Below are 25,599 nucleotides of genomic sequence, written 5' to 3'. Positions count from 1 at the left end.
TCATTCCAACCATGGCCTCGTTCCATCTCCCGGAGGGCGTGTCGCTGCAGGTCGAGGACTCGGGCGCGGGCGAGGCGGTGCTGCTGCTGCACGGGCTGGGGTCTTCGGGCGGGGATTGGGAGTTCGTGGCGCCTCGGCTGGCCGTGCATCACCGGGTGGTCGTCCCGGACGCCCGGGGCCATGGGCGCAGCGACAAGCCCTCGGGGGCCTACGGGGTGGCGCTGTTCGCCCGAGACATCGCCGCGCTGTGTGACGGCCTGGGGCTGACCCGGGTGCACGTGGTGGGACTGTCCATGGGCGGGATGATGGGGTTCCAGCTCGCGGTGGACCGCCCCGACCTGGTGCGCAGCCTGGTGGTCATCAACAGCGGGCCGGACATGGTGCCGCGCACGGTGCGCCAGCGTCTGGCGGTCCTGGTGCGCCTGGGGGTTCTGCGGTGGCTCGGGCCCCAAGGGTTGGCGAAGCGGATCGCGCCCAAGCTGTTCCCCAAGCCGGAGCAGGAGGCGCTGCGCGAGCGGGTGCGCCAGACGCTGGGCGCCAATGCCCCGGATGTCTATCTGCGCGCGACCCGTGGATTGGTGGGCTGGAGCGTCCTCGCGCGGCTGGCGGAGGTGACGTGCCCGGTGCTCGTGCTGCATTCCGAGCGGGATTACACGTCGCTTTCCACGAAGCAGGCCTATGTCGCTCGACTCGCTCGGGCGCGGCTCCAGGTGCTGACGGACTCCGGCCACGCGGCGCCCGTGGATCAACCTGGGCAGGTCGTCGAGGCGGTGGAGGCCTTCCTCCGCGAGGTCGAGGCGCCGTGACTTCCCGTGGGTGCATCTCGCGCCCCGGCTGAAGCAGGAGGCAGTCCGATGTCGATGACTCGGCGTGGGCACGCGCTCGTTCGCGTGGCCCTGGGTGCGCTCGTGCTGTTCGCTGTGCTGGTGGCGCTCCCGGCCCAGGCAGGTGGCTGGGTCTACGGCAGCTATTCCAACCTCTGGGGGACGCGCGGCTTCCAGCTGTGGGTCCCCAATGGCTATCAGCCCTCGGAGGCGCTCCCGCTCGTGGTCGGGCTGCACGGCTGCTTGGAGAATCCAGACCAGTTCGCGGGCCTCTCGCGCCTCAACGAGAAGGCAGACGCGGAGCGGTTCCTGGTGCTGTATCCCAACCAATCCACGGTGGCCAATCCCACGCAGTGTTGGAACTTCATGCTGGCGAGCAACCAGGAGCGGGGCCTGGGTGAGCCCTCGTTGATTGTCGGCATGGTGAAGTGGGTGCAGGCGCACTACGCGGTGGATTCGCGGCGCGTCTACGTGGGCGGTGTGTCCGCGGGCGCGGTGATGACGAGCATCCTGATGGCCTGCTACTCGGATGTGTTCACCGCCGGGATGGTGGGCGCGGGCGCGATGTACAAGGCCGCGACCACCGCCTCGGGCAGCGCGTATGCGATGGCGTTCGGCAGCATCTACTCGCCGGATGACCGGGGCGATGACGCGTGGGCCTGCTCGGGGCGGTCTCGCCGTCGGGTGCCGGTGCTCGTGGTGCACGGGACCGAGGACGCGGTGGTCAACCCCATCAACGGCGAGCAGACGGTGCGCCAGTTCCTCCAGACGAATGACGACGCGGATGACGGCGTGGACAACGACAGCGTGTCGAATGCGCCCGCGCGCGTCTGGTCCGCCACGTCGCCCGGCGGGCGGAGCTACACCGTGCGCGAGTATGTGTCCGGCGGGGCGCTGCTCGTCGAGCACGTCGTCATCGACGGGATGGGGCATGCCTGGCCGGGAGGAGACCCCGCCTTCCCCTTCGCGGACCCCGCGGGGCCGGACGGCACCGCCCTCATGTGGGACTTCTTCCAGCGGCAGGCGCGCTGACGCGCGAGCCTCGGCCCTTCTCCGGCCCTTCTCCAGAGTCGGACGTTGCGTCTGGGGCGTGGACGGTCGTGCCCACGCATGGGGGCGCAACACCTGGGAATCCCTGGGGCTGCCGGTGCGCTCGCGCGGCCTCGGGGCTGCAAGTCGGCCGCCCCGCGTCGCGGCGTCACGCGCAGCCCAACCCAACGCCGCTGTGGAGAAGCGAAGATGATCGACAAGCTCCTGGGAGGCCTGACCGCCTCCTTCTCGGGCGGCAGCCCGCTCGACCTCATTGGCACCGGCAGCGTGGGCCACGCGCTGGGGTTGGATCCGGTGGGCAGCGCGCTCAAGGGCCTGGGCGGAGGTCACAACTCGGTCGAGGCGGCTCCGGCCCACGCGGCGTCCCACCCCGCGTCGGCGGCGCACACGGAGCTGGCGGACGCGCCGGAGGGCCCCGAGGGCTACGCGAAGCCCTCGGCGGACAGCGCCCCGGGAGGCGCCGCGGCGGGAGGCACGGGGGGCCTGATGGGCTTCCTCTCCAAGCTGGCGGATCCGCTGGGCCTCTTTGGTGGCATCAACATGGCGGACCCGCTGGGGCTCCTGGGTGGAGGGGGCGGCGGTGGGCTGCTGGGCGGCCTGCTCGGGGGTGGGGGTGGCGGGCTGTCGGGGCTGGTCGGCGCCGAGGATGGCCAGAAGGCCGAGTCGATGTTGGGCGCCCAGTCTCAGATGGGCGGACTGCTCTCCATGCTGGGGTCGAGCGGCGGCGGCGCGTCGTCGCTGCTGGGGTTCCTCAAGTGAGCGGGGCATCGGTGGCGATGGAGGAGCTCCAGGCCCGGATCCGGGCCGTCGCGCGGGGCGAGGTGACGCTCGCGCAGCTCCAGGGCATCACCGCGGAACAGGCGCGGGCCGTGGCGCGCGTGGGCTGCGAGCTGTCCGAGGCGGGACGACTGGAAGAGGCGCGCATCGTCTTCCAGGGGCTGGTGGCCACGAACCCGAGGGACGCTTCGGCTCACGCCGCGCTGGGGACCGTCCTTCAGCGGATGGGGCGGGGGGATGACGCGCTCGCGGCCTACAACGCGGCCCTGCGGTTGAGGTTGGAAGACCCCGTGGCGCTCGCGAACCGGGGGGAGCTGCGGCTGCGCTCGGGAGACCCGGGGGGACGGGCGGACCTCGAGCACGCGGTGGGGGCGGATCCGTGTGGCACGACGCGCGCGGGGCGCCGTGCCCGAGAGCTGCTGGAGGCGCTCGCGCGCTGACGTGTCCCTCGCCAGCGTGGAGGGAGGGCGCTACAAGCGGTTCGTGGACGCGACGGACCGTTGGCATGGACGGCTCTTCTTCGGCCCTGGCCGGCTGCAATACGCCGGGGCCGTGGCGGCGACGTCGCTGCATTCGCACCACACCTTCCAACTCGTCCTGGCGTCGGGAGCACCCCTGCGCCTGCGCGATGAACGGGGCGACGAGTCCTCTGGGCACGTCGCCCTCATCCCCCCGGGCGCGGAGCACGCGGTCGTAGGGAGTGCTCCCTCGGTCATCCTGCTGCACGTGGCCGCCGAGGTGGCCGCGGGTCGTCGCCTGCGAACCTTGGACATTCCTTCGGACTCGGCGCGGGCGTGGACGCGTGCCGGGGCGCGGCTGAAGCCTTGGGTGCCGGAGCGGCTGCCTCGGCGCTGGTCCGAGGCGGAGGCCCTGGCGCGCACCGTGTTGGGCGCACTCGAGGCGGACATCCCGCTGCCCCCGCCCACGCATCCGGCGATTCAGCGGCTGTTGCGCGTGCTGCCCGAGTCGCTGGAGGAGGACGTGCGGCTGGCCACGCTGGCGCGGCGCGTGGGCCTGTCCCCGGGACGGCTGTCCCATCTGTTCGCCGCGCAGGTGGGCACGCCGCTGCGCCCCTATGTGCTGTGGTTGCGCATGGCGCGCGTGGCCGAGCACCTGAGTCGCGGTGTCTCGCTCACCGAGGCCGCCCATGCCGCGGGCTTCAGTGACAGCGCGCACCTGAGCCATGTGTTCCGCCGCATGTTCGGAATGGCGCCGTCATCGCTCGCGGGACTCGTCGAGTGGGTGGTGCCCTCGCGCCCGTAGCGCGTTCTTACAAGCGCGGTGGCTCGCTCTGGCGCGAAGGTGTCTCTCCAAGGGAGCCACACGATGTCGATGACGCCGAAGCTGCGAGGACATTTCGAGGCGGAGCTGCGCCAGGGGAACGACGCCGAGCGAGCAGGAGACCTGGCCCGCGCGTGGCGTCACCTGGAGCGAGCCCATGTGCTGAGTCAGGCCCACGCGGGGCCGCATGTGCGAGTGCACGTGCGGATGTTTGCCTTCGGGTGGCGGCGCCGAGACCTGCGGGAACTGGTGGGCCAGTGGGTGCGCATCCTGGTGGCGGCCCCGGGCTCGTGGTTCGGGCGCGCGCCGCTCGGAAACACCGGCGGCGCGAACGTGGGAATCCTCACGCCCCTGCCCATCCCCGAGGACCTGCGGGCGATGCTGGAGGCGTGAGGTCGTGCCTGTTCGACGCCCGGCCTACTGGAACAGGATGGTGCCGTTGGCCGGGTAGCAGACGTGCGCCGTCTGCGTCGTGGGGCGCACCGCCACGCTCATGCTGGCGGCGCCAACGTAGAGGTCGGGAAGGGTCGGGATGGTGCTCAGCTCGGTATAGGCCCAGGAGCCCGAGGCCCCCACGGTGACCAACTCCACGTGGCCGGCGTGGGAATGGACGATGTAAGGCTTTCCCTGGGCATACGTGAGGTCGCCTGCGGTCAGGCTCGGGGCGGCTTCAATCCATGAGGCGGTCGCCACCGAGGACACGAACTCCGGCGCGAGCGCGATGTCGACGTAGACCGCCTCGGCGCGCAGGAGCAGGTGATTGGGCTCACCCCACGCCATGGCCAGGTGCAGCGCGGGGTCGCCATAGCCGGAGAGGTAGGGGACCTGCGTGTCGAGCCGGACGGACTGCACGCTCGTCCCCTTGAGCGACAGGACGCCCGTGGTGGGCGGGCTGCTGGCGGTCCACTGCCAGGGGATGTAGAGCCGGCCGGTGTTGTCGAACAGCATCTCGCCCGCGAGCCGCTGGTTCGATGTCGCGCTCAGCGTGATGTTCGAGGTCGTCCAGGTGTTGGCGGCCGTGCGGGTGGCGATGGCGATGCGGCTGTACTGCACTCCGCTGACGGTGACGGTCACCTGGCCCGCGACGGTGGGGCGGTAGCCCTGGCTCGGGTCCAGGGCGATGACCGCGAACTCGCGCGGCGAGCCCAGGTCCGGAATGCGCTCACGCACCCAGCTGCCGTTGACCAGGGTGGCGTACATGAAGATGCCGGGTCCCATCGCGTAGAGCAGGTGCGGCGTGCCATCCGGAGCCACCGCGAGCCCCAGGTCATGGGTGACGAACTCGAGCTTTCCCGAGGGACCCATGGACTGCACCACTTGCCGGGTCCAAGTGGTGCCATCCCAGGTCGCGTACCAGAGCGTGGGGTGGGTCTGCTCGACGTAGGCGATGTGGCCAGTGCCCGAGGCATCGAAGGCCAGCTCGCAGTGCGGGGACAGGGTGGCCCCGCTCGAGTCGAGCGCCACGGCGGTGGGCGCGACGGCCTGGGGATGATTCGGAGCGGTCTCCGGGAACTCGGGCGCGGAGACCTGGAAGTTCCACGTCCCCGTGACCTCCTCTCCCCCGGTGGTCACCACGGTGGCCGTCAGCGACGCGTTGCCCGCGGTGGGCAGGGTCCAGGCCACGCGCTCCCCCAGCATCTCCAGCGTCCCGCCCGAGGCGCTCCAGCGCACGGTGGCCATCTGCGCCTCGGGCCAGTCCGCGCGGAAGCGCTCGGTGGTGCCCGCGTAGTAGGGGCCTGTCGCCTCTCGCTCCAGCGTCAGCGCGGAGGCCCGCGGCCCGTGCTGAGCGAGCGGCTCGGTGGCAGGTTCGGACTGACATGCGGTCAGCCCCCAACCCATTGAAAGACAAGCCCCCAGGACGTGAATCACTCCCACGCGTGTCTGCTTCAACGGAAACCCCCTCACGGCAAAGAAAGGATTCCGATTAGTCCTGAATTTGTCTGGGGTCAAGACAGGCGCCGGGTGTGAAAGGCAGACGCTCGGCGCGGGGCACCGGGGCGCGTGTCAGGGATTGCCCGACCCGCGCCCCGGTGGGGTGCTTCAGTACAGCATCAGCCGCTGGTCTCGGAAGAAGCAGGCGCGTGGACATGCTCACCGCCTACTGGAACATGATGTTGTCGTTGTTCGGATAGCAGACATGCCGCTGGCCCGTGGTGGGCCGCACGGCCATGCTGATGGGGGGCCGGTTCATGCTCAGCAACGAGGCCCTGATGCCGTTCTTCGTCGTGAGGGCGGTATAGGTCCAGGAGTTGTTCGCGTCGGGCGTGATGAGTTCCACGCTGCCATGGTGGTTGAACGCGATGGTGGGCTTGCCATCCGTGAAGACGAGATCTCCCACGGGGACGTCATAGGCGTCGTCCGGGCTCTCGAAGGGCCACTGCTGCCAGGTGGAGGCGCTGAGCGTCGTGTTGATGGCGACGTCGAACAGGCGGTAGTCGGCGCGGATCAGCAGTCGCTTGGCGCCCGCCCAGGCCAGCGAGACGCGGCGGTTGGCCGCAAGATATCACCCGAAATGGTACGCCGAGAGGCGCAGCCCGAGGATGGATCCGTTGTACGCGACAGTGCCTCGGTCTTGTCCCGCCGCGCCGGCGATGACCATCAACGGCAGGAGGTGCTCCTCGCGCGGGTGAGCCAGTCGCGCGGCGGGAGCGCTGGCCCACTGTTTCAGGTGTTCGTCTCGCGCAGTGGGCTCGCGCGTCGCGGCGTCGCGCAGCCACGCGTCGAAGGCCTCCGCTACGGGACTGGCCTGCGGACCAAAGGCGCGGAGGTTGTGGAAGGTCATCCCGCTGCCCACGATGAAGACACCCTCGTCTCGCAGCGGCGCGAGCGCGCGGCCCATGGCGAGGTGCTCGGCGGGATCCAGGCCGCGCTTCAAAGACAACTGCACGGTGGGCATCGCCGCGTCAGGGTATGCGAGCTTGAGCGGCACGAACGTGCCGTGGTCGAAGCCGCGCTCCGCGTTCGCCGCGGTCTGGAACCCCGCCTTGCCGAGCAACTCCCGCACGCGCGCCGCGAGCGTCGGGTCGCCGGGCGCGGGCCAGGTAATCTCATACGACTCGGGCGGGAAGCCGTAATAGTCATACAGCATGGGCGGGTGCGCCCCCGACATCACCGTGGGAACGGACTCCTCCCAATGCGCGGAGATGATGAGCACCGCGCGCGGCGGCGTCTTCGGCAGCGCGCGCACGGAGCGCAGGTAGCCGGCCAGCTCGGACAGCTCCGCGGGGTCTCCGAAGCCGAGGTCCACGAAGGGCCATGGGCCTCCGCCATGCGGGAGGAAGGCGACAGGGAGTCGCTCGCGGTGGTTCGCGGTGGGGCCGTCTCCGGAGGGAGCGTGTCCCTCGGTGGGAAGGGCCGCGAGCGTGGCGGCGCCAGCGAGGCCGGCGACCAGGGTGGTGCGGCGGGTGATGCGCTCATCGTGCTCGGTGCTCATGGATTCCTCTCCCTGGGCGGCGGGCGCCCCGGCTCGTGCCTGTCGGATGCTGGAGCGTGGGCCCCGTTGCGACGGGGTCCCATGGGAGGGCTCGTATCAGGGAGCGGTCCGCGCGTCGCCGCCCGGGCGAGCAGCCAGCCGACACGGCGGGTTCCGGAGCAGCGGGGCTCCCAGCGCTCGCCGCGATGGGCTCACCCGGTGGCGAGGCTCGGGCGCAGGCCGGCCAGGGACACGGCCCCCGTGGCGGCGATGAAGCCCAGTTGCAACAGCAACCGAGGCCACAACGGCATCACCGGCGTCCCCGCGATGCTCAGGTGCTCACGGGCGGCGCGGACATTCGCGGGGAACATCGCGACCATGAGGAGCGACAACCCGAGCGCGGCCCACGACGCCAGGGGCTGGAGCATCAAGCCCAGCGCTCCGGCCACTTCGAGGACGCCCGTGAGCGTCACCCACAGCTCGGGACGGGGCAGGGTGTCCGGCACCATGCGCACCAGGTCCGGACGCCTACGGCCCCAGTGCGCGGACGCGGTGAGGAGGAACATTCCCGCCAGGGCGAAGCGCAGCGGTGGGTACCACCCCGCGAGCGCTGGGACACCGAGGCGCCCCAGTCCGGAGAGCAGGGCGAACAACGCGACGAGGACGATGAGCGGAGCCATGCCTGAAAAGTACAAACCCGCCAACGGGCGGGCTTGAACGAACTGGCTGGCTCGGGCGTGGACTCAGGACGGCTTGGTGATGCCGCTGCGCACGCGCTTCCAGTCGAAGTTGGAGGCGGGGTCGTCCTTGCGGCCCTTGGGGACGGCGACGTCCTTGTGGCCCAGGATGTTCTCCATGGGGACCTTGTACTCCTGCTTCAGGTAGCCCACGAGCTGGGTGATGGACTTGTACTGCGCCTCGGTGAAGGCCGTCTTGCCGCTGCCGTCGTTGACGATCTCGATGCCGATGGAGCGCGCGTTCATGTCCGTGGGGACGCCGCGCAGCTCGGAGACGCCCGCGTGCCACGCGCGCTTCTCGTCCGAGACGAGCTGGTACACCTTGCCGTCACGGTCGATCATGTAGTTCGCCGAGACCTTGCTCTGCGGATTGCGCAGCCACGACAGGTCCGCCTTGCCGTCGTTGGACGCCGTGTGGTGCAGGATGATGGCGTCAATGGCCGTGCCGTTGCGCTCGTCGTAGTTGGGCGAGGGCGCGCTGATGACCGCCGGCTTGGTGAACTTGGTGGGCGGCGTGGTGGGCGTGGTGCCGGAGAGCGCCTTGGCCAGCGCCGCCTGCGTCTTGGCGCCGTACGCGCCATCCACCGACAGCTTCTTGTCCGTCTGGAACTTCTTCACGGCGGCTTCCGTCTTCACGCCGTACGTGCCCGGGCCCGAGGCCGCCGCCTCCTTCGTCAGGTAGCCCAGCTTCACCAAGGCGTCCTGCAACTGCTTCACCTTGGGACCCGCGTCGCCCTTCTTCAGGGGCGCGGCGGGCGCCGTCACAGGGGGGCTCGTCGTCGCGGCGGTGCGGGTCAGCGCGGCCGTGGTGACGCGGGGAGTCGAAGCCGAGGAGCGGACGGTCATGGCAGGTCCCGAAAGGAATGGAGAAGTTCGCAGCCCATTGTCGTTCGTGGGATGCCCGAGTTGCGTAGGGATGATCCGATTTCTCCGGGTTTGTCACAGCGCGGTGTCCTCGCGATGGATTCACTTCTGACTGCCATGAATGGCGCCTCACGAACGGAGGCGAATGTCAGGTGCTTGCCCACCTCATCGCGGGGCGTGAAGCACGCATGCAGGGATGGCGCCTGAGCAGCTCGGGGACCCGGAAGGTTGCCCGGGAGGGCTGGCGGGCGAGCACGGCAAAGGCCCACGTGTCCACATGCGAGGGGGGGCCGCGTTGACTTGCGAACCCCTGGCGTGACGAACCCCCACGCGGCCCCTGCACAACCCCGCGCGCCGTCACCAGTTCCCAGGTGCGTCACGGACCCAGCGATGGGGGACATGTATGTCGGAAGTGTTGGACGATGGATTGCCGGAGTCCCCTCCGGACACTCCGTCCTCTCGTCTGCCGGGCTTCCATCGCCGCGGCGTGGACGAGCGATGGCGGGAGCTGGCGCGGCGGGGACATGTCTCACCGGAGGAGCTGCGCGTGTTGCGCGGGTGGGAGGCTTCCTCTTTCGATGTGGTGAACCAGATGATTGAGAACGCGGTGGGGGTGTTCTCCCTGCCGCTGGGGTTGGGGCTGAACCTCACCGTCAACGGGCGCGACCACCTGGTGCCCATGGCGGTGGAGGAGCCCTCGGTGGTCGCGGCGGTGTCGTTCGCGGCCAAGGTGGTGCGCCAGGCGGGCGGCTTCACCGCCGAGGCGGATGATTCCACCATGATTGCGCAGGTGCAGCTCACCCGGTACGGCTCGGCCGAGGTGGCGCGCGCTCGGGTGCTGGCGGCGCGTGAGCCCTTGCTCGCGCTGGCCAACAGCTTCCACCCCTCGCTGCAGCGGCGGGGCGGCGGCGCGCGCGACGTGCAGGTGCGCATCCTGCCCGCGCCCGAGGGGCCGCAGGGCGAGCCGCTCTTCATCGTGCACCTGCTGGTGGATACGCAGGAGGCCATGGGCGCCAACCTCATCAACACCATGGCCGAGGGCGTGGCGCCGTTCATCGAGCAGCTCACGGGCGGGCGCGTCTTCGTGCGCATCCTGTCGAACCTGGCGGATCAACGGCTGGCGCGCGCCTCGTGTCGGATTCCGTTGGATGCGCTGGCGGACTTCGACCTGCCGGGCGAGGCCATCGCCGAGGGCATCCTCCAAGCGAGCCGCTTCGCCGAGGCGGACCCCTATCGCGCGGCCACGCACAACAAGGGCGTGATGAACGGCATCGACGCGGTGGCCATCGCCACGGGCCAGGACTGGCGGGCCATCGAGGCGGGGGCGCACGCGTATGCCTGCCGGATGGGGCGCTACGGGCCGCTGTCGCGTTGGACGCTGGAGCAGGGCCACCTGGTGGGGCGCATCGAGCTGCCGCTGGCGCTGGGGCTGGTGGGCGGCCCCATCCGCATCCATCCGGGCGCGCAGCTCGGACTCAAGCTGCTGCGGGTGTCGTCGGTGCGTGAGCTGGCCATGGTGTTCGCGTCGGTGGGGTTGGCGCAGAACTTCGCGGCGGTGCGCGCGCTGGGCTCGGTGGGCATCCAGAAGGGCCACATGGCGCTGCACGCGCGCTGCGTCGCCGTCACGGCGGGCGCTCGCGGCCAGGACGTGGAGAAGGTGGCGCGCCTGCTCGTGGAGCGCGGCAGCGTGAAGGTGGACACCGCGCGCGAGATTCTCGCCTCGTTCCCGGAGCTCGCCGCGCCATGATGGAGCCGGCGGGAGACGCGCCGTCCCTCTTCACCCGGTTGGCCGAGGCCGTTCATCGGCATGGCCGCTGGGTGCTCGTGGGCAGCGGCGTGCTCCTCGCCCTGGCCGTCTGGGTGCTGAGCCTGGGAGGTCACCTCACCACCGGCACCATCGACGGCGTCGAGTCCGCGCGGGCCGAGGCGCTCGCACGGGGGGCCGCCGCGGGCTCGAATGATCAGACGCTGGCGGTCATCTTCCACCGCGATGACTGGCGCGCGGACGCAGCGCCGTTCCAGGGCGCGGTGTCGCAAGTGCTCGCGCGCGTGGAGAAGCTGCCGGAGGTGGAGTCCGTGGTGTCGCCCGTGGGGGCGCCCGAGGCCTATCGCGCGCGCTTCGTGGCGCGCACGGGGCATGACGTGCTCGCGTTGGTGCGCTTGAAGGGCGGTGAGCGTGAGGCCACCGCCGCGTTCCCCGCGGTGAGCGCCGCGCTCCAGGACCCGCGCCTTCGCACCACCATCACCGGCAAGGTTGCGTTCCTCGACGCGCTCAACGCGCTGCTGGCCCATGACCTGCTGCGCGCCGAGCTCATCTCCTTCCCGCTGGCGCTGGTGGTGCTGCTCTGGGTGTTCCGCTCCGTGGTGGCCGCCGCGTTGCCCCTGGTGGTGGGCGGGCTGGCGGTGCTGTGCGGCGTGGCGGGCGTGTTGCTTCTGTCACGCGTGACGAACATGGCGCAGTACACGCTCAACGTCGTGTCGCTCATCGGCCTGGGCGTGGCCATCGACTACTCGCTGTTCATCGTCAGCCGCTTCCGCGCGGAGCTGGGCGCGGGCCATTCAACGGAGCGGGCCCTGGCGCGCACCCTGGACACGGCGGGCCGCGCGGTGGCGTTCTCCGGGCTGGCCGTCACGGTGGGGCTGGGCGGTCTCTTGTTCTTCCGAGGCTCGTACCTGAGCGCCATGGGGTTGGGCGGCGCGTTGGTGGTGGCCTTCGCGGTGCTGTTCGCGCTCACCGCGCTGCCCGCGCTGCTGTCGTGGCTGGGGCCGCGGGTGGACCTGGGCCGGCTGCCCTTCGTGAACCGCGTGGGGCGAGGCGGGGGCTGGCACGCCCTGGCCACCTGGGTGATGCGTCATCCCTGGTGGGTGCTCCTGCCCACGCTGGTGTTGCTGCTCGCCATGGGCCTGCCGTTCCGGCGCTTGCAGCTGGCGGCCACGGACATCACCGCGCTGCCCGAGGACACGCCCGCGCGTCAGGGCGCGGCGACGCTGGCCCGGCTGTTTCCTCGCGAGGCCGCGACCCGGGTGCTGGTGGTGGTGGAGTTCCCCTCCGGGAATCCGTTCACGCCCGCGCGAGCCAGCGCGCTGTACGACGCGAGCCGACGCATCGCCGCGCTGCCGGGGGTGTTGGGCGTGGAGAGCGCGGTGGACCTCGCGCCGGGGATGGATCGCTCGCGGCTGGAGCAGCTGGCCGCCGCGCCGCCGGAGTCCCTGCCGCCGGAGTTGCGCGCCGCGCGCGATGCCTATTTGAGCGGCCACGCGGCGGTGATGCAGGTGCTGACGTCCGCTCCGCCCACCAGCCCCGAGGCCCGCGCGTTGGTGCGCATGCTGCGCGAGGAGCGCACCGTGGGCGATGGGCGCTTGCGGGTGGGCGGCCAGACGGCCACGGACGTGGACGCGACGGCGTTCGTGCGGCACCACACGCCTGCGGCCGTGGCCTTCGTGATGGGGATGACGTGCGTGGTCCTCTTCATCCTCCTGCGCTCGGTGGTGCTGCCCCTGAAGGCGCTGCTGATGAACCTGCTGTCGCTGTGCGGTTCCTTCGGCGCGCTGGTGTGGATATTCCAAGAGGGACACCTGCAGCGGCTCTTGCGCTTCGAGCCCGGCCCCATCGAGCCCTCGCTGCCCATCCTGTTGTTCTGCGCGCTGTTCGGCCTGTCGATGGACTACGAGGTGCTGCTCCTCAGCCGCATCCGCGAGGAGTGGCTGCGCACGGGCGACAACACCCACGCGGTGGCCGAGGGCCTGGAGCGCACGGGCGGGCTCATCACCAGCGCGGCGGCCATCATGGTCGCGGTGTTCGCGGCCTTCTCGCTGGCGACGGTGGTGGTGGTGAAGGCGATGGGCGTGGGCATGGCCATCGCGGTGGCGCTGGATGCCACGCTGGTGCGAGTGCTCATCGTCCCCTCGATGATGCGGCTGATGGGCGACTTCAACTGGTGGGGGCCCGGCCATTCGGGGCGGCCGGGGGCGCGGGACTCGGGGAGCAGGGGGTGAGGTGGTGAGAGCGCGCGACATCGTGTGGGGGCTGGCGGGGGCGGCGGCGCTGGGCGTGCTGCTGCAGGGACACCGGGGATTGATGGCGGGGCTGCGCAGGCGCCCGGCCCTCTCCGCGAAGCCGTTCGAGCCGCCGTCCGTCACCCTCATCCGCCCTATCCGGGGCCTGGACGTGGAGGCGCCCGAGAACGTGCGGGCGCTGCTCGACCTGGACTATCCCGGTGAGTGGGAGGTGCTCTTCGTCTTCGACAGCGAGGATGACCCGGCGTTCGCGCCGACGCGCGAGGCCCTGCGCTCGCACCCCACGCGGGCAAGGCGCGTGGAGCTCATCGTCGCGGGCGAGCCCCCCGAGGGCCTGACGGGCAAGCTCAACGCGATGCAGGTGGGCATGGCTCGGGCGCGCGGCACGCTCGTGGCGTTCAGTGACTCGGACACGCGGCCAGCGCCCCATGTGCTCACCGCGTTGGTGGGCGCGCTCCTGGAGGATGAGCGCACCGGCGCCACGTTCGCGCCCGTGTACGCCGCGTCCGAGGAGCCGCTGGCGGGAGACGTGGGCTACGGGCTGCTGGTGAACGCGTGGTACGGCGCCTCCGTCGCGTGCGCGTCGGGGCCGGATGGCTCGCTGCCCTTCATCATGGGCCAGATGATGGTGTTCCGCCGTGAGGCGCTGGACGCCATTGGGGGCGTGGGCTGCGCCGCGGGTCAGTTCGTGGACGACATGTACCTGGGGCGCCGCCTGCACGAGGCCGGTTGGAAGAACCGCGTGGTGCATGCGCCGCTGCGCATCGTCACGGGACGCCTGGGCCTGCGCGCGTTCCTGCGCATCTTCCGTCGGTGGATTCTCTTCTCGCAGAGCGGCCTGCCCTGGTCCTTCGCCCGTCCCAACTGGGCGCGGGGTGTCTCGGTGTGGCTCGCCTGGGGGAGCCTGGCGGTGGCGATGTCCCGGCGCGCGTGGAGCATGGCGGCGCTGGCGACGCTGCCCATCGGCTTCTCCGTGTGGAGCCAGGTGCGGTTGCAGCGCGCGTGTCACGGGCCGCCGGTGGCGCCGCGCCACCTGTGGGTGCCCGCGGTGCTGCCGCTCCTGGGCGCGGGGGTGGCGCTGTCCGCGCGGCTGTCGCGCGAAGTGGACTGGCGCGGACGCGGTTATCGACTGGACGCGAACGCGCGATTGGGCACCGCGCGCCCCGCCTTGGCCAGCCAGTAGACAGGACGTTGGACGCAGCGATGCCACCACGCTCCCATCTGCTCCACCGCGCTCTCCATGGCGGTCTTCAACGGCGGTCCGGCCGAGCGCAGCAGCGGCGCGGCCGAGCGCAGCGGCATGCTCCGCTGTCGGGGCGAGGCCAGGCTCGTGAGGGCATGGCCGACCACGCGGAGGTACTCGCGCGCCATGACGCGCATGCGGGGCTCCTCGGCGGCCAGCAAGGACATGGATGTCCGCGCGCCGCCAGGGCTGTGCTCCCAATAGCGCACGAGCCCGCGCCGCAACGCGCGCATGCCCTCGTCCTGACCGGAGAAGGCGTCATAGAGCGCGGACGCGAGCGCCACGCGGGTGCGCTGCGCGGGGCGGCGCGCGCGGGCGTAGGCCTCCAGCGCGAGCGGGATGTCCGTCCCATGGCATCGCAGGGCGTCTTGCAGCGCGCGGGCGTCGCGGAAACACGAGGCCATGCCGCTGGCGGTGAGGGGATGGCAGCACGCGGCGGCGTCTCCCACGAGCACGGCGCTGCCCACCCGGACGGTGCCCGACAGCCGGTCATCATTCGAGGCCAGCCGGGGCGCGGGTGTCGCCTCCAGCGCGCGCAGGACCTCGGCGCGCAGCTCCAAGGGGAGGGCGCCGAGCAGCTCGGGCCGGGCCTGGAGGGTGCTCACGTTGCCGCCCAGGGGCAGGTCCACCATCACGCGCGCCACGCCGGGCTGGATGGCGTAGGCCAGCGCATGCATGGGGCCGCCCACGAAGAGGTGCCCATAGCCGGGGTGGGGCAGGCTGTCGCTGTCCACGGTGACGCCCAGCATGGTGGAGATGCGGTGCAGCCGCTCGGGGATGCCGAGCATGCGCCGCACGGGCGAGGCTCGGCCGTCCGCGGCGACCAACAGCCGCGCGCGGACCGTGTGCTCGGTGCCCTGGTGGATGAAGCGCACGTGGACGCCCGTGGCGTCATTGTGCTCCACCGCCGTGACGCGGGCCTTGGGGATGAGCGTGACGCCGGGGCGCGAGGCCACCGACTCCAGCAGGGGCACGGTGAGCGAGGCGTGTTCGAGCGACAGGCCCGTGACGCCGCGTCCGTAGGGCAGGAGGACGGTATGGCGCGGTGCGTGGAAGCGGACGGCGAAGCCTCGGACGGGCTGCGACACCCAGTGATCCACCACCGCGTCGAAGCGCAGCGCGCGGAGATCCTCCACGCCGGAGGGGTGCAAGAGCTCCCCCGCAAGTTGTTTGTGGCGGTCCACGCCCGCGTCCACCAACATGACGGACAGCCCCAGCCCCGCCATTGCCGCAGCCGCCGCGCAGCCCGCGGGTCCGCCACCGGCAATCACCGCATCGACGTCCCGCATGAAGCCCCCACCTTTTTGTCCACACAACACTTAGTCACTGACGCGGAGCGCCGCACGGCGTGGAGGAAGCCATGACTGTTCCCGGAGAGTCGTTCTGCCGCACGCAACTGCCCCGGGTGTCCCGCACCTTCGCGCTCAACATCCCCTTGCTCCCCGAGCCGCTCGACCTGGCCGTAACGGTGGCCTACTTGCTGTGCCGCATCGCGGACACGCTGGAGGACGAGGCCCCTGGGGCGCTCCAGGGGGAGCTGCTCACCGCGCTGGCGGAGCTGGTGACCCTGCGGCCGGGCTGGGAAGGCCGTGCCCGCTCCTTCGTCCAGCGGGCGGGGCCCTCGTTGCGAGGCGAGACGCCGAGCGCGGAGGCGGAGCTGGTCGCCGGCACGCCCACGGTGCTGGAGGCCCTGGCCTCGCTTCCCACGTGGGTCCAACCGCATATCGCGCGCTGCGTGCGCACCATGACCGACGGCATGGTGCGGATGCAGCGCGAGCACGGGAGCGCGGGGCGCATCCGCGGGCTGCCTGACCTCGAGGCGACGTTCACGTACTGCTACTACGTGGCGGGGGTGGTGGGGGAGATGTTGACGGAGCTCTTCATCGACTACTCGCCCCGCGTCGCGCCGCACGCGTCCACGCTCATTCCCCGCGCCCCCGCGTTCGGTCGCGCGCTGCAGCTCACCAACATCCTCAAGGACGTGCGCGAGGACCTGGACCGGGGCTACTGCTGGTTGCCGCGGGACCGCATGGCCGCGCACGGCCTGGAGCCCGCCACGCTCGCGCAGCCCGGCCAGCGCGCGCGGGCGGTGGCGATGATGGAGGAGCTGGTGGCGGTGGCGCGGCGCGAACTGGACGCGGCGATGGAGTACTCGCTGGCGCTGCCGGTGGAGGAGCCGGGCCTTCGGCTGTTCTGTCTCTACCCGCTCTTCTTCGCGGCGCTGACGCTCAACGCGCTGGAGGGCAATCCCGCCGTGTTCGACCCCGCGCCGGTGAAGATCAGCCGGGACGCGGTGCGCACGGTGATGCTGCTCACGCAGGAGCGAGTGGGTTCGGATGGCGCGCTGCGAGCGCTGTACGCGGATTGCTCACGGACGCCCCGAGGGGAGGAGGCGGTGCGGTGACGCGGCGGGCGCGCGACGTGCTCGCTCGGACCCAGGAGGGGGATGGCTCCTGGAAGGGCGACTACGGCGGCCCGCTGTTCCTGGGGCCGGTGTACGTGGCGGCGCTGTATTTGATGGGCCGTGCGCCGGAGCCGGACATTCGTGAGGGGATGCTCACGCATGCGCGGCTCCATCAGAACGCGGACGGTGGCTGGGGCCTCGATGTGGAATCGCCCAGCCTCGTCTTCACCACGGCGCTGAACTACGTGGCGGCGCGGCTGTCGGGCGTGCCCGCGGAGGACCCCGCGCTGGTGCGAGCCCGCGCGTGGCTGCACGCCCAGGGCGGGCCGCTGGGCAGTGGCTCGTGGGGGAAGTTCGTCCTCGCGTTGCTGGGGCTCTATGAGTACGAGGGCCTGGCACCCGTTCCGCCCGAGCTGTGGCTCCTGCCGCGCGCGCTCCCGTTCCATCCCTCGCGGCTGTGGTGCCACTGCCGCATGGTGTACCTGCCCATGGGATGGCTGTACGGGCGTCGGGCGCGGGCACCCGAGACGCCGCTGCTCGCCGAGCTGCGGCGCGAGCTGTACCCCGAGCCCTACGAGGCCGTGGATTGGAAAGCGGCGCGGGAGCGGGTGGCGCCTTCGGACGCGTACACGCCGCGCACCTTCTGGCTGCGCGCGGTGAATCGCGTGCTGGGCGTCTATGAGCGCGTGCACTCGAAGCGGCTGCGCGCGCGGGCGTTGGAGGAGTCGCTCGCGCAGATGCGCGGCGAAGACGAGGCCACGCACTTCATCTGCATCGGGCCCATCAACAAGGTGCTCCATGCGGCGGTGTGGCACCTGGCGCGGCCCGAGGGCCCAGAGGTCCAAGCGCATCTGGCGCGACTGCCGGATTACCTCCAGCGCTCCGACGACGGGGTGAAGGTCAACGGCTACAACTCCTCGCAGCTCTGGGACACCGCCTTCGCCGTGCAAGCGCTGGTGGCGTCTGGGCAGGCGGAGGCCGCGCGCGAGACGCTGGCGCGCGCGGCCGACTTCCTGGAGGCGCAGCAGGTGTTGGAGGACTCGCCTCGCGCGGCGCGCTTCCATCGCCACCCCAGCCGAGGCGGCTGGCCCTTCAGCACGCGCGCGCATGGCTGGCCCATCAGCGACTGCACGGCGGAGGGCGTGAAGGCGTGCCTCCTGCTGGAGCCCCTGGGGCTCAACCGCGTGTCACGTGAGCGGTTGGGGCACGCGGTGGAGTTCATCCTCTCGCTGCAGAACCGGGACGGCGGCTGGGCCACGTACGAGCCGCAGCGCGGGCCGCGGTGGCTGGAGCGCCTCAATCCCTCGGACGTGTTCGCCGGGATCATGGTGGACACCAGCTATGTCGAGTGCACCTCGGCCTGCGTGCAGGCGCTGGTGGCGTGGCGCCAGGTCGCGCCCAGCGCCGCGGTGGACCGTGCCATCGCGCGGGGCGTGGACTTCCTGCGGCGCACCCAGCGCGCCGATGGGAGCTGGGAAGGCGCGTGGGGCGTGTGCTTCAGCTACGGCACGTGGTTCGGAGTCACGGGGCTGGTGGCCGCGGGAGCTCCCCAGGATGACCCCGCGCTGCGGCGCGCCTCGGCCTTCCTGTGCGCGCGTCAGCGGGCAGACGGCGCCTGGAGCGAGACCATCCAGAGCTGCCGGGAGCGGAGGTGGGTGGAGGGCGCCACGGGCCACGCGGTGACGACGTCGTGGGCGCTGCTGTCCCTGGTGGCCACGGGGGATGGCGCATCCGAGTCCGCGCGGCGAGGCGTGGCGTGGCTGCGAGGCTGGCAGGGCGCTGATGGCCGGTGGCCGAGCGAGCCGCTCGCGGGCGTGTTCAACCGCACCTGTGCCATCCACTACGACGCCTATCTGCGCATCTTCCCGCTGTGGGCGCTGGGGCTCGCGGACCCTCACGGGGGAGAGGCTTCCTGAGCCGAGGACACGGCGCCGTCCAACGCGCGCGCGGTCTCGGGTCGACGTGGCAGGCAGACGGTGAAGCGCGAGCCTTCTCCGGGGCGGCTCGTGACGTGGATGGTGCCGCCGTGGGCCTGCACGATGCTTTGGGTGATGAAGAGGCCCAGGCCCAAGCCGCCATAGTGACGAGGCGAGACGGCTCGCTCGAAGCGACTGAAGATGCGCGTCGCGTCCGCCTCCGAGATGCCGATGCCCTGGTCCTCGACGGTGAGCAGGGCGAGGTCGCCGGGCGCGGACCGCACCGTCACCTGCACGGGCTTGCCTCGCGCGTACTTGAAGGCGTTGGACAGCAGGTTGGCCAGGACCTGCTCCAGCCGCAGGCGGTCATACAGGCCCGTCACCGGCTCGTCGGCGTGGAGGCGCAGCTCGCAGCCCGCGCGGTGGGCCTCGACTTGGAACTGCTCCACCACCTCGGCCGCGAGCTCGGAGAGGTCCAACGGCTCCAGGTCGAAGTGGAGCTTGCCGGCGGTGATGCGCGACACGTCGAGCAATCCATCAATCAGCTTGTCGAGCCGGTGCATCTGCTTCACCGCCACATCCACCCGGCGCGTCAGCTCCAGGTCCTGTCTTGCCCGACCCATGCGTTGAATCGTCTGGAGCTGGAGATGCAGCGTGGTGACGGGCGTGCGCAGCTCATGCGAGGCGATGGAGAGGAACTCATCCCGCGAGTCGATGGCGACGCGGGCGCGCTGATACAGGCGTGCATTGTCGATGGCCATCGAGGTGCGATGGGCGAGCTGCTCCGCGAGCTGGAGGTCGGCGGGGCCGTAGACGCGCCCTGCGCCCGAGGCGAACGTGATGGCGCCGAGGATCCGGCCCCGCGCACGCAGCGGCACGGCGATGGCGGTGCGGGTCCCCAGCTCCCGGAGGAGGTGCTCGTGGTGCGCATCCGACGCGACGGCCTTCAGCCGCTCGTCGGTGATGGTGGGGAAGATCTCCGAGACGCCCGTGCGGAGCACGCGGGCCGCGGGCGGATGGGAGTCCCGCCGCGCGGGATACCGGTCCTGGAGTTCCTGGAGCATCGCCAGCTTGGAGGGGTCCGCGTGCGCGAGCGCGATGCGCCGCGGTGTGCCGGACTCCTCCAGCACGTCCACCACGCACCAGTCCGCCATCTGCGGGATGCCCAGGTGCGCGACGCGCGACAGCGTCGTCTCGTAGTCGAGTGACTCCGCCAAGGTCTTGCTCGCCTCGTCGAGCAGTCGCTGTGACTGCTCGGCGCGGCGCAGCTCCTCGTAGAGCCGCCCGTTGTCCACGGCGTAGGCGGATCGACGCGCCAGTTCCTCGGCCAGCAGCAGCTCCGCGCGCGAGTACGGATACGCGGGCGCGTTCCTCAGCAAGGTGAGCGTCCCCAGCACGCGTCCGCGGGCGAGCAGGGGCGCCATCATCACCGAGAACGGCTCCAGGGACGCGAGCGTGGACCCGGGCCTGGCGATGCGCGGTCCAAGCCGATGCATGAGCCGCCCCAGGTGACGGATGCGACGCGCCTTGCCGGTGCGCAGCACCTGGAGCAACGCGGGAGGTGGTTCGAGCGCTGGGGTGGGGCCGCTCAAGAGGCGGCACACGTCGACCTCCATCGCGCCGAAGCCCTGCTCACACGCGGCGAGCTTCAGCCCGCCCTCATGTTCCAGGTGGAGGATGCACGCGTCCGCCAGGAGCGGCACCACGCGATGCGCGAGCGCCGCGAGCGCCGCGGAGACATCCAACGAGGACACGAGCGCCGAGCTCACCTCCGACAACAGGCGCTGGCGTTGCTCGGAGGCGCTCGCCTCCACGAGCAGGCCGCGCTGATGCTCGGCCCATTTCTGCTCGGTCAGGTCGCGGCTCACCTCGGCGAAGCCGCGCAGCCGTCCGTCGGGCGCGCGCAGCGAGGTGAGCACGACGTTCGCCCAGAAGCGCGAGCCGTCCTTGCGAACGCGCCAGCCTTCGACTTCCACCCGGCCCGCCTCGGACGCGCCCAGGAGCTGGAGCTGGGGCCAACCGCGCTCCACGCTCTCCTTCGTCTGGAAGTCCGTGTAGTGCTTCGTCAGCGCTTCTTGCGCGCCATAGCCGGTGATGCGCTCGGCTCCCGCGTTCCAGCTCACCACCTGCCCGTCCGGATCCAACATCACGAGCGCGTAGTCCTTCACGCCGTCGACGAGCAGGCGGAAGTGCTCCTCGCTCTGCCTCAAGGAGTCCTCGGCCCGGTGCCGCTCGGTGGACTCCAGGGCCATGGACACCAGGTGCCCGATGGAACGCGCGAGGGACTGCTCCTCCAAGGTCCAGATGCGCTGGGTGCCCTGGTGCTCGTGACAGACGACGCCTCCCAGCCGGCCCTGGACCCAGACTGGGACATCCATCATGGCCCTGATGCCGAGGGGCCGCAGGTAGCTGGCGCTGAACTCCCGCGTGCGCGGATCCACCTGCGCGTCCGAGGACGCGATGAAGGGGGCCTGCGCGAGCGCCTCGAAGTAGTGGGGGTATTCGCTCGCCAGCAGTCGGATGCCGGGCTCGGACGCGCCCTGGCCGCGCACGTACAGGAGACGGCAGAGGAGCGCGCGGGAGTCCTGCTCGAAGGTCCAGTAGCTCACCCGGTCGACGCCCAGCAGCTCCGCGTCGCTCTGGAGAATCTGGCGCAGGCTGGCCTCGAAGTCCGAGGTCCGCGCGGCGGCCAGCTCGAGCAGGATGGATTGCTCCAAGAGGACGGCCTGGCGGTGGAGCATTCGCTCCCGCTCGTTGGGGAGGGCCTGGCTTTCCTCGTCCATTCCACCTCCGCGCGAGCCCTCACCGGAGACTGCGGAGGGCTCCTGCCCACAATGTAGGGGCTGTGCGCGGAGGCGCGCTCGGGGCCGCACGGAACTCGGGCAGGGGAAACGGCGCGGGGCCCGCTCGCTCGCGCGCCTGGGCGCGGAGTTCGAGCGAGCCCCGGAGGCTCACGACCTGCTCAATCGCTTAGTGGTGACCGTGGTGGTTGCGCTCCCACCGCTCGCGCTCCAACTGGGCCAGGCGCTCCCGCTCGCGGCGCTCTCGCTCGGCCCGTTCGCGGCGCTCCTGCTCGCGGCGCTCCTGCTCCCGGCGCTCGCGCTCCCGGCGCTCGTACTCCCGGCGGGCGAGGCGCTCGCGCTCCCGATCGGCCCGCTCCCGCTCCATCCGCTCGCGGCGGTCGCGCTCGGCGCGCTCCCGGGCGACGCGCTCGCGCTCGGCGCGCTCGTGGTTCTCGCGGGCGATGCGCTCGCGCTCCCGCTGGGAGTTCGTGTCACGGGTGCCGATGGCGGAGGCATCATGGACGCCCGGCTGCGCGAAGACCGGGGTGCTGGCTGCGAGGGCGAAGACCACCGAGACCCGCTTCATCCATCCGTTCATGACTGCCTCCTGATGAACCGCATCGTGTTGCGTCTTGGGCATTCTGACGCGGCGGGGCGGCGGAGATTCAATCCCCACGCGCGCGCACTCCCGGTCGGGGGTTTCAGGGCGCGGGCCCGGGTGCCCGCTCGGGCCACCTGCGACGGCGCGGGCGCCGCTCGGTGGGACGCCCGACGGTTGTCCCCGAGGCGGCCGGCTCTCCACCTTGATGGGAAGAAAACACTTCAGGAGCCGCACTCATGAAGCCTTCCCTGCTGCCCGCGCTCGCTGTGCTCGCCTTGTCCGCCTGTGCCCATCAGTCCCCATCGGAGCGGGCGAGAAGCCATGCGGACGCCGAGGCGGAAGCCAAGGCTGGCCAGGGCATTCCGCCCCCGGACACCGCGTCCGCCGAGGCCGTGGCGAACGGCGAGGGCTCCAGCGAGGAGAAGTCCTGGGACCCCGTGGAGGAGCCGCGCACGCAGTCCATGCTGCGCGCCCACGGCCTCAACTTCTACGAGGGCTACGGCGAGTACTACGACACGGGCGGCGCCACGCAGCGCGAGGGCAACGCGCGCCTGAGTTCGCGCGGCGCGGTGATTCAAGAGGGCTGCGTGGAGGTCGGCACCGGGGGCGCCGGAGCCGTGCAGGGCGCGGCCAGTGGGCTGCCCTCCCCGCGCAACTATGGCGCGCGCTTCGACCCGTCGCCCCAGGTGTGGAAGGCGAACAAGGGAATCGGGACCAGCCCCGCGGTGCCGAGCACCGGCACGCCGCCCGAGGAGGGCAGCGGCGGTGCCTCCGGCCACTAGCGTGCGTCAGGGCTCGCGGCTCGCCTGGGCGGAGAGCAAGGCCCGGGCGTGCGCGGCCAGCGAGGCGCTCTCCGGCAGCGCGCGGTCCAGCAGGTGGGAGATGCCCACGGCCAGCGCCACGGCGTTGGTAGAGAAGGCCGCGCGCGCCCGCGCGAGCCGCGCGAGCGGAACCTCCTCCTCTCGCACGGGCAGCCCCGCCACGTGGCCCGCGTCGAGCAGCACCGCTCGGGCGATGCCGGGCAGGCACGGTGCGTCGACCGGGGGCGTGACGAGCGCGCCGTCCAGGTGGAAGAAGAGGTTCGCGGTGGGCAGCTCGCAGACCTGGGCCGCCTCGTTGCACAGCAGCGGCTGCCGGGGCAGGTGCGCGTACTGTCGGAAGTACGAGAGGCCCTTGTGGTTCACGGACACCTCCCCGTGTCGGTATGCACCGGGCTCGACTGCGTCCACGGCGCGCCCTTCCCGCTGGAGTGTCGCGAAGTCCGCCGCGTGAGGGCGAAAGGTGAGCAGCGCGTGGCCGTCGCTCACCGCCAACTTGGCCACGCCATCGAAGCCCGTGCCGAGCGCGGCGTCCGTGGCCAGGCAGCGCCGCAAGACGTCGCGCACGGTGCTGGGGTCGAGCTGCTCGGAGGGAGGGGCGCGCACGGCGCGGGGATGGGCCGCGAGGCTCGCCTTCAAGCGGTCCAGGTGGCGCGTGAGGAACAGCGGCGCGCCCGCCTCGATGCGGAGGGTGGTGAAGAAGCCCGCGCCGAAGAAGTAGCCCTGCGAGAAGTCCTGGAGGCGCAGGTCCTCCCAGCGTCGAAGCTCGCCGTTGACGGCGACGGTGGAAAGCATGGCGCGTGTCACGCGGGGCGGCGTCCGCGCCCCGGCTCCAGGAAGTTGGCCAGGAGCCGAGGGCCCTCGGGCGTGAGGAAGGACTCGGGATGGAACTGCACGCCCTCCACGCGCGGCAGCTCGCGGTGTCGCAGACCCATGATGAGGTCGCCGTGCCACGCGGTGACCTCCAGGCCCTCGGGCAGCGAGGCTCGCTCGACGACCAGCGAGTGATAACGGGCGGCGCGGAAGGGGACGGGGAGCCCCTCGAAGACGCCCTGGCCCGCGTGCTCGACCGCGGCCGTCTTTCCATGCACGGGCACGGGAGCACGCACCACCTTCGCGCCGAACACCTGTCCCAGGCACTGATGACCCAGGCAGACACCGAGCAACGGGATGCGTCCGGCGAACGCTCGGATGAGCGCGAGCGACACCCCCGCTTCATTCGGTGTGCATGGCCCGGGTGAGATGACGAGGTGACTCGGGCGCAGCGCCTCCACGTCCGCGACCGTGAGCGCGTCGTTGCGCCTCACGAGCAGCTCCGCGCCCAGCGCACCGAAGGCCTGCACGAGGTTGAAGGTGAACGAGTCGAAGTTGTCGACGAGGAGAATCACCGCGCCCCTCCACACGCCGCCAGGGCGAGGAGCTGTGAGCGCGCCTTGTTGAGCGTCTCCTTGTATTCCTGGCGGGGCTCCGAGTCGTGGACGATGCCGCCGCCCACCTGCGTGTAGGCGCGCCCGTCCTTCACCCACAGGGTGCGGATGACGATGTTCAGGTCCAGGCCCCCAGCGAAGCTGAAGTAGCCCAGCGAGCCCGTGTAGAGGCCGCGGGGCGCGGGCTCCAGCTCGGTGATGATCTGCATGGTGCGAATCTTCGGGACGCCCGTGATGGTGCCGCCCGGGAACAGCGCGCCCACCACGTCGAGCGGCTCCACGCCTGGGGCGAGCTGGCCCTTCACCTCGGATTCGATGTGCAGGACGTGGGCGTACTCGATGATCTCCATCAGCCGCGTCACCGCCACCGTGCCATGCGCGCACACGCGGCCCAGGTCATTGCGCTCCAGGTCCACGAGCATGGCGTGCTCGGCCTGTTCCTTCTCGCTGGTGCGCAGTTCGTGGACGAAGCGCGCTTCTTCTTCAGGCGTGCCTCGGCGCCGTGTGCCGGCGATGGGGCGGGTGGTGGCCCAGCCGCCTTCCACTCGCACCAGCCGCTCGGGGGACGCGCTCACCACTTGGAAGCCATCGAACTCGAAGTAGCTGGCGAAGTGGACGGGGCTGGTGGCGCAGAGGCAGTCGTAGAGCGCGAGCGGCTCGCCCGTGAAGTCCACCTCCAGTCGCTGCGAGAGGTTCACCTGATACGTGTCCCCCGCGAGGATGTACTCACGCACACGCTCCACCGCGCGCAGGTAGTCCGGCTGCGTGAAGTTGGAGCGCCACGCCACGGGCGGCGTATCCGCGGGCGGTGCGGGTGGCGCGGCCGTGGGCACGGCCTGTCGGGCGCTTCGCTCCAGTTCATCCAGCCGTCGCGCGCAGTCGTCGTGGTCGTTGCCCGTGGCCACGGCCAGCACCGCGCCCTCGACATGGTCCACCACGAGGAACGTGTCCACGAAGTGCAGGGCGATGTCGGGGATCCCCAGGTCATCGCCCGGGTGTCGAGGCAGGCGCTCGAAGTAGTGGTTCGCCTCGTAGGCGAAGACGCCCACCGCGCCGCCACAGAAGAGCGGCATGCCCAGCAGGCGTGGGGCGCTCCATCGCCGCAGCAGCGCCCCGAGGACGTCGAGCGGTGAGCCCGATTGCTCGGCGCCGTCGATGTGGCACCGCGCGCCCTTCGCGGTGAAGCGAAGGAACGGTCTTGCGCCGAGGAACGAATAGCGTCCCTCTTCGCTGACGCGGGTGCTCTCCAGGAGGAATCGCCCCTCGGTGGGCAGGGCGCGCAAGAGGTCCACGGGGCGCGCGACGACGGACTCGAGCCGGCGAACGAGGGGAACCTGCGAGTAGCCCTGACGCACGAGCGCCTCGAAGCGCTCGCGGTCCAGCGTGGGCACGGGGTGAGGCAGGGCATCCATGCGGGGGCGTGTCCTAGCAGGAAGACGCGCCCG

At 71.3% G+C, this 25,599-nt stretch carries 23 protein-coding genes; 12 read left to right on the top strand and 11 right to left on the bottom strand.

The window, feature by feature from the left end; translation table 11 throughout:
- Positions 1-11: 11 nt before the first annotated feature.
- From KRR26_RS01035 to KRR26_RS01010, 6 genes are all read left to right on the top strand, one after another.
- Positions 12-806 carry an alpha/beta fold hydrolase gene (locus KRR26_RS01035; RefSeq protein WP_217078916.1) on the top strand — a complete coding sequence of 265 codons (795 nt, stop codon included), beginning with the start codon at positions 12-14 and terminating at the stop codon, positions 804-806.
- A gap of 48 nt (positions 807-854) precedes the next feature.
- The gene (locus tag KRR26_RS01030; protein WP_217078915.1) at positions 855-1,856 is read left to right on the top strand and encodes an extracellular catalytic domain type 1 short-chain-length polyhydroxyalkanoate depolymerase; all 1,002 of its coding nucleotides are present in this window, start codon (positions 855-857) and stop codon (positions 1,854-1,856) included.
- A 207-nt stretch (positions 1,857-2,063) separates the two neighbouring features.
- The gene (locus KRR26_RS01025; RefSeq protein ID WP_120205250.1) at positions 2,064-2,633 is read left to right on the top strand and encodes a hypothetical protein; all 570 of its coding nucleotides are present in this window, start codon (positions 2,064-2,066) and stop codon (positions 2,631-2,633) included.
- A complete protein-coding gene (locus tag KRR26_RS01020) occupies positions 2,630-3,091 on the top strand; it encodes a BTAD domain-containing putative transcriptional regulator (protein WP_233576821.1) in 462 nt (153 codons plus the stop codon). Before KRR26_RS01025 ends, KRR26_RS01020 begins: the two co-directional genes overlap by 4 nt.
- Position 3,092: 1 nt before the next feature.
- Positions 3,093-3,914, top strand: coding sequence for a helix-turn-helix transcriptional regulator (locus tag KRR26_RS01015; protein ID WP_328707037.1), 822 nt, complete (start codon positions 3,093-3,095; stop codon positions 3,912-3,914).
- Positions 3,915-3,977: 63 nt separating this feature from the next.
- Positions 3,978-4,325, top strand: a complete 348-nt coding sequence (locus KRR26_RS01010) for a DUF3703 domain-containing protein (protein WP_120205254.1) — start codon at positions 3,978-3,980, stop codon at positions 4,323-4,325.
- A gap of 24 nt (positions 4,326-4,349) precedes the next feature.
- Here the strand turns inward: KRR26_RS01010 and KRR26_RS01005 are convergent, their stop codons facing one another.
- The 5 genes from KRR26_RS01005 to KRR26_RS00985 form a co-directional block, all read right to left on the bottom strand.
- Positions 4,350-5,771: a hypothetical protein gene (locus KRR26_RS01005; RefSeq protein ID WP_217078914.1), complete on the bottom strand. Its 1,422-nt coding sequence runs from the start codon at positions 5,769-5,771 to the stop codon at positions 4,350-4,352.
- A 259-nt stretch (positions 5,772-6,030) separates the two neighbouring features.
- A complete protein-coding gene (locus KRR26_RS01000) occupies positions 6,031-6,270 on the bottom strand; it encodes a hypothetical protein (RefSeq protein ID WP_217078913.1) in 240 nt (79 codons plus the stop codon).
- A gap of 165 nt (positions 6,271-6,435) precedes the next feature.
- Positions 6,436-7,365: a DODA-type extradiol aromatic ring-opening family dioxygenase gene (locus KRR26_RS00995; protein WP_217078912.1), complete on the bottom strand. Its 930-nt coding sequence runs from the start codon at positions 7,363-7,365 to the stop codon at positions 6,436-6,438.
- 191 nt (positions 7,366-7,556) lie between these two features.
- On the bottom strand, positions 7,557-8,024 hold the full coding sequence (locus KRR26_RS00990; RefSeq protein ID WP_217078911.1) for a DoxX family protein: 468 nt from the start codon (positions 8,022-8,024) through the stop codon (positions 7,557-7,559).
- A 63-nt stretch (positions 8,025-8,087) separates the two neighbouring features.
- Positions 8,088-8,927: a peptidoglycan recognition protein family protein gene (locus KRR26_RS00985; RefSeq protein ID WP_217078910.1), complete on the bottom strand. Its 840-nt coding sequence runs from the start codon at positions 8,925-8,927 to the stop codon at positions 8,088-8,090.
- A 421-nt stretch (positions 8,928-9,348) separates the two neighbouring features.
- On the opposite strand from KRR26_RS00985, the gene KRR26_RS00980 reads away from it, so the two are divergent.
- The 3 genes from KRR26_RS00980 to KRR26_RS00970 are packed head-to-tail and all read left to right on the top strand — an operon-like array spanning position 9,349 to position 14,145.
- The gene (locus KRR26_RS00980) at positions 9,349-10,692 is read left to right on the top strand and encodes a hydroxymethylglutaryl-CoA reductase, degradative (RefSeq protein ID WP_120205265.1); all 1,344 of its coding nucleotides are present in this window, start codon (positions 9,349-9,351) and stop codon (positions 10,690-10,692) included.
- A complete protein-coding gene (locus tag KRR26_RS00975) occupies positions 10,689-12,941 on the top strand; it encodes an MMPL family transporter (RefSeq protein WP_233576823.1) in 2,253 nt (750 codons plus the stop codon). The genes KRR26_RS00980 and KRR26_RS00975 overlap by 4 nt, the downstream gene beginning before the upstream one ends.
- A 1-nt stretch (position 12,942) precedes the next feature.
- Positions 12,943-14,145 (top strand): glycosyltransferase, encoded by a 1,203-nt coding sequence (locus tag KRR26_RS00970; RefSeq protein ID WP_217078909.1) that lies wholly within the window; start codon positions 12,943-12,945, stop codon positions 14,143-14,145.
- Here KRR26_RS00970 and KRR26_RS00965 read toward each other — a convergent pair.
- Positions 14,085-15,494, bottom strand: coding sequence for an FAD-dependent monooxygenase (locus KRR26_RS00965; RefSeq protein ID WP_120205268.1), 1,410 nt, complete (start codon positions 15,492-15,494; stop codon positions 14,085-14,087). The two genes, KRR26_RS00970 and KRR26_RS00965, sit on opposite strands and share 61 nt — an antisense overlap.
- Before the next feature lie 71 nt (positions 15,495-15,565).
- Between KRR26_RS00965 and KRR26_RS00960 the strand changes: the two genes are divergently transcribed.
- Together KRR26_RS00960 and KRR26_RS00955 are read left to right on the top strand one after the other, a co-directional pair.
- Positions 15,566-16,609 (top strand): phytoene/squalene synthase family protein, encoded by a 1,044-nt coding sequence (locus KRR26_RS00960; protein ID WP_217078908.1) that lies wholly within the window; start codon positions 15,566-15,568, stop codon positions 16,607-16,609.
- On the top strand, positions 16,606-18,525 hold the full coding sequence (locus tag KRR26_RS00955; protein ID WP_328707036.1) for a 2,3-oxidosqualene cyclase: 1,920 nt from the start codon (positions 16,606-16,608) through the stop codon (positions 18,523-18,525). The genes KRR26_RS00960 and KRR26_RS00955 overlap by 4 nt, the downstream gene beginning before the upstream one ends.
- Here KRR26_RS00955 and KRR26_RS00950 read toward each other — a convergent pair.
- A complete protein-coding gene (locus KRR26_RS00950; RefSeq protein ID WP_217078906.1) occupies positions 18,504-21,308 on the bottom strand; it encodes a GAF domain-containing protein in 2,805 nt (934 codons plus the stop codon). The two genes, KRR26_RS00955 and KRR26_RS00950, sit on opposite strands and share 22 nt — an antisense overlap.
- A gap of 187 nt (positions 21,309-21,495) precedes the next feature.
- Positions 21,496-21,906, bottom strand: a complete 411-nt coding sequence (locus KRR26_RS00945) for a hypothetical protein (protein ID WP_217078905.1) — start codon at positions 21,904-21,906, stop codon at positions 21,496-21,498.
- 239 nt (positions 21,907-22,145) lie between these two features.
- On the opposite strand from KRR26_RS00945, the gene KRR26_RS00940 reads away from it, so the two are divergent.
- Positions 22,146-22,691: a hypothetical protein gene (locus KRR26_RS00940; RefSeq protein ID WP_120205277.1), complete on the top strand. Its 546-nt coding sequence runs from the start codon at positions 22,146-22,148 to the stop codon at positions 22,689-22,691.
- Positions 22,692-22,697: 6 nt separating this feature from the next.
- On the opposite strand, the gene KRR26_RS00935 is transcribed toward KRR26_RS00940, so the two are convergent.
- Genes KRR26_RS00935 through KRR26_RS00925 form a run of 3 tightly spaced genes read right to left on the bottom strand, consistent with a single transcriptional unit; the run spans position 22,698 to position 25,566 of the window.
- Positions 22,698-23,522, bottom strand: coding sequence for an aminotransferase class IV (locus tag KRR26_RS00935; protein ID WP_217078904.1), 825 nt, complete (start codon positions 23,520-23,522; stop codon positions 22,698-22,700).
- A gap of 8 nt (positions 23,523-23,530) precedes the next feature.
- The gene (locus KRR26_RS00930) at positions 23,531-24,115 is read right to left on the bottom strand and encodes an anthranilate synthase component II (RefSeq protein ID WP_120205280.1); all 585 of its coding nucleotides are present in this window, start codon (positions 24,113-24,115) and stop codon (positions 23,531-23,533) included.
- On the bottom strand, positions 24,112-25,566 hold the full coding sequence (locus tag KRR26_RS00925) for an anthranilate synthase component I family protein (RefSeq protein ID WP_217078903.1): 1,455 nt from the start codon (positions 25,564-25,566) through the stop codon (positions 24,112-24,114). The genes KRR26_RS00930 and KRR26_RS00925 overlap by 4 nt, the downstream gene beginning before the upstream one ends.
- Positions 25,567-25,599: the final 33 nt, after the last annotated feature.

The organism is Citreicoccus inhibens (assembly GCF_019039035.1).
GTDB lineage: Bacteria > Myxococcota > Myxococcia > Myxococcales > Myxococcaceae > Citreicoccus > Citreicoccus inhibens.
The sequence above is the reverse complement of the archived record's forward strand: the minus strand, read 5'-3'. Positions and strand labels throughout refer to the sequence as shown.

Excerpts from the sequence above, each read along its gene's own strand:
- KRR26_RS01035 (WP_217078916.1), top strand. The coding sequence starts at position 12 with ATGGCCTCGTTCCATCTCCCGGAGGGCGTGTCGCTGCAGGTCGAGGAC.
- KRR26_RS01030 (WP_217078915.1), top strand. The coding sequence starts at position 855 with ATGTCGATGACTCGGCGTGGGCACGCGCTCGTTCGCGTGGCCCTGGGT.
- KRR26_RS01025 (WP_120205250.1), top strand. The coding sequence starts at position 2,064 with ATGATCGACAAGCTCCTGGGAGGCCTGACCGCCTCCTTCTCGGGCGGC.
- KRR26_RS01010 (WP_120205254.1), top strand. The coding sequence starts at position 3,978 with ATGTCGATGACGCCGAAGCTGCGAGGACATTTCGAGGCGGAGCTGCGC.
- KRR26_RS01005 (WP_217078914.1), bottom strand. The coding sequence starts at position 5,771 with ATGGGTTGGGGGCTGACCGCATGTCAGTCCGAACCTGCCACCGAGCCG.
- KRR26_RS00995 (WP_217078912.1), bottom strand. The coding sequence starts at position 7,365 with ATGAGCACCGAGCACGATGAGCGCATCACCCGCCGCACCACCCTGGTC.
- KRR26_RS00990 (WP_217078911.1), bottom strand. The coding sequence starts at position 8,024 with ATGGCTCCGCTCATCGTCCTCGTCGCGTTGTTCGCCCTGCTCTCCGGA.
- KRR26_RS00985 (WP_217078910.1), bottom strand. The coding sequence starts at position 8,927 with ATGACCGTCCGCTCCTCGGCTTCGACTCCCCGCGTCACCACGGCCGCG.
- KRR26_RS00980 (WP_120205265.1), top strand. The coding sequence starts at position 9,349 with ATGTCGGAAGTGTTGGACGATGGATTGCCGGAGTCCCCTCCGGACACT.
- KRR26_RS00975 (WP_233576823.1), top strand. The coding sequence starts at position 10,689 with ATGATGGAGCCGGCGGGAGACGCGCCGTCCCTCTTCACCCGGTTGGCC.
- KRR26_RS00965 (WP_120205268.1), bottom strand. The coding sequence starts at position 15,494 with ATGCGGGACGTCGATGCGGTGATTGCCGGTGGCGGACCCGCGGGCTGC.
- KRR26_RS00960 (WP_217078908.1), top strand. The coding sequence starts at position 15,566 with ATGACTGTTCCCGGAGAGTCGTTCTGCCGCACGCAACTGCCCCGGGTG.
- KRR26_RS00950 (WP_217078906.1), bottom strand. The coding sequence starts at position 21,308 with ATGGACGAGGAAAGCCAGGCCCTCCCCAACGAGCGGGAGCGAATGCTC.
- KRR26_RS00945 (WP_217078905.1), bottom strand. The coding sequence starts at position 21,906 with ATGAACGGATGGATGAAGCGGGTCTCGGTGGTCTTCGCCCTCGCAGCC.
- KRR26_RS00940 (WP_120205277.1), top strand. The coding sequence starts at position 22,146 with ATGAAGCCTTCCCTGCTGCCCGCGCTCGCTGTGCTCGCCTTGTCCGCC.
- KRR26_RS00935 (WP_217078904.1), bottom strand. The coding sequence starts at position 23,522 with ATGCTTTCCACCGTCGCCGTCAACGGCGAGCTTCGACGCTGGGAGGAC.
- KRR26_RS00925 (WP_217078903.1), bottom strand. The coding sequence starts at position 25,566 with ATGGATGCCCTGCCTCACCCCGTGCCCACGCTGGACCGCGAGCGCTTC.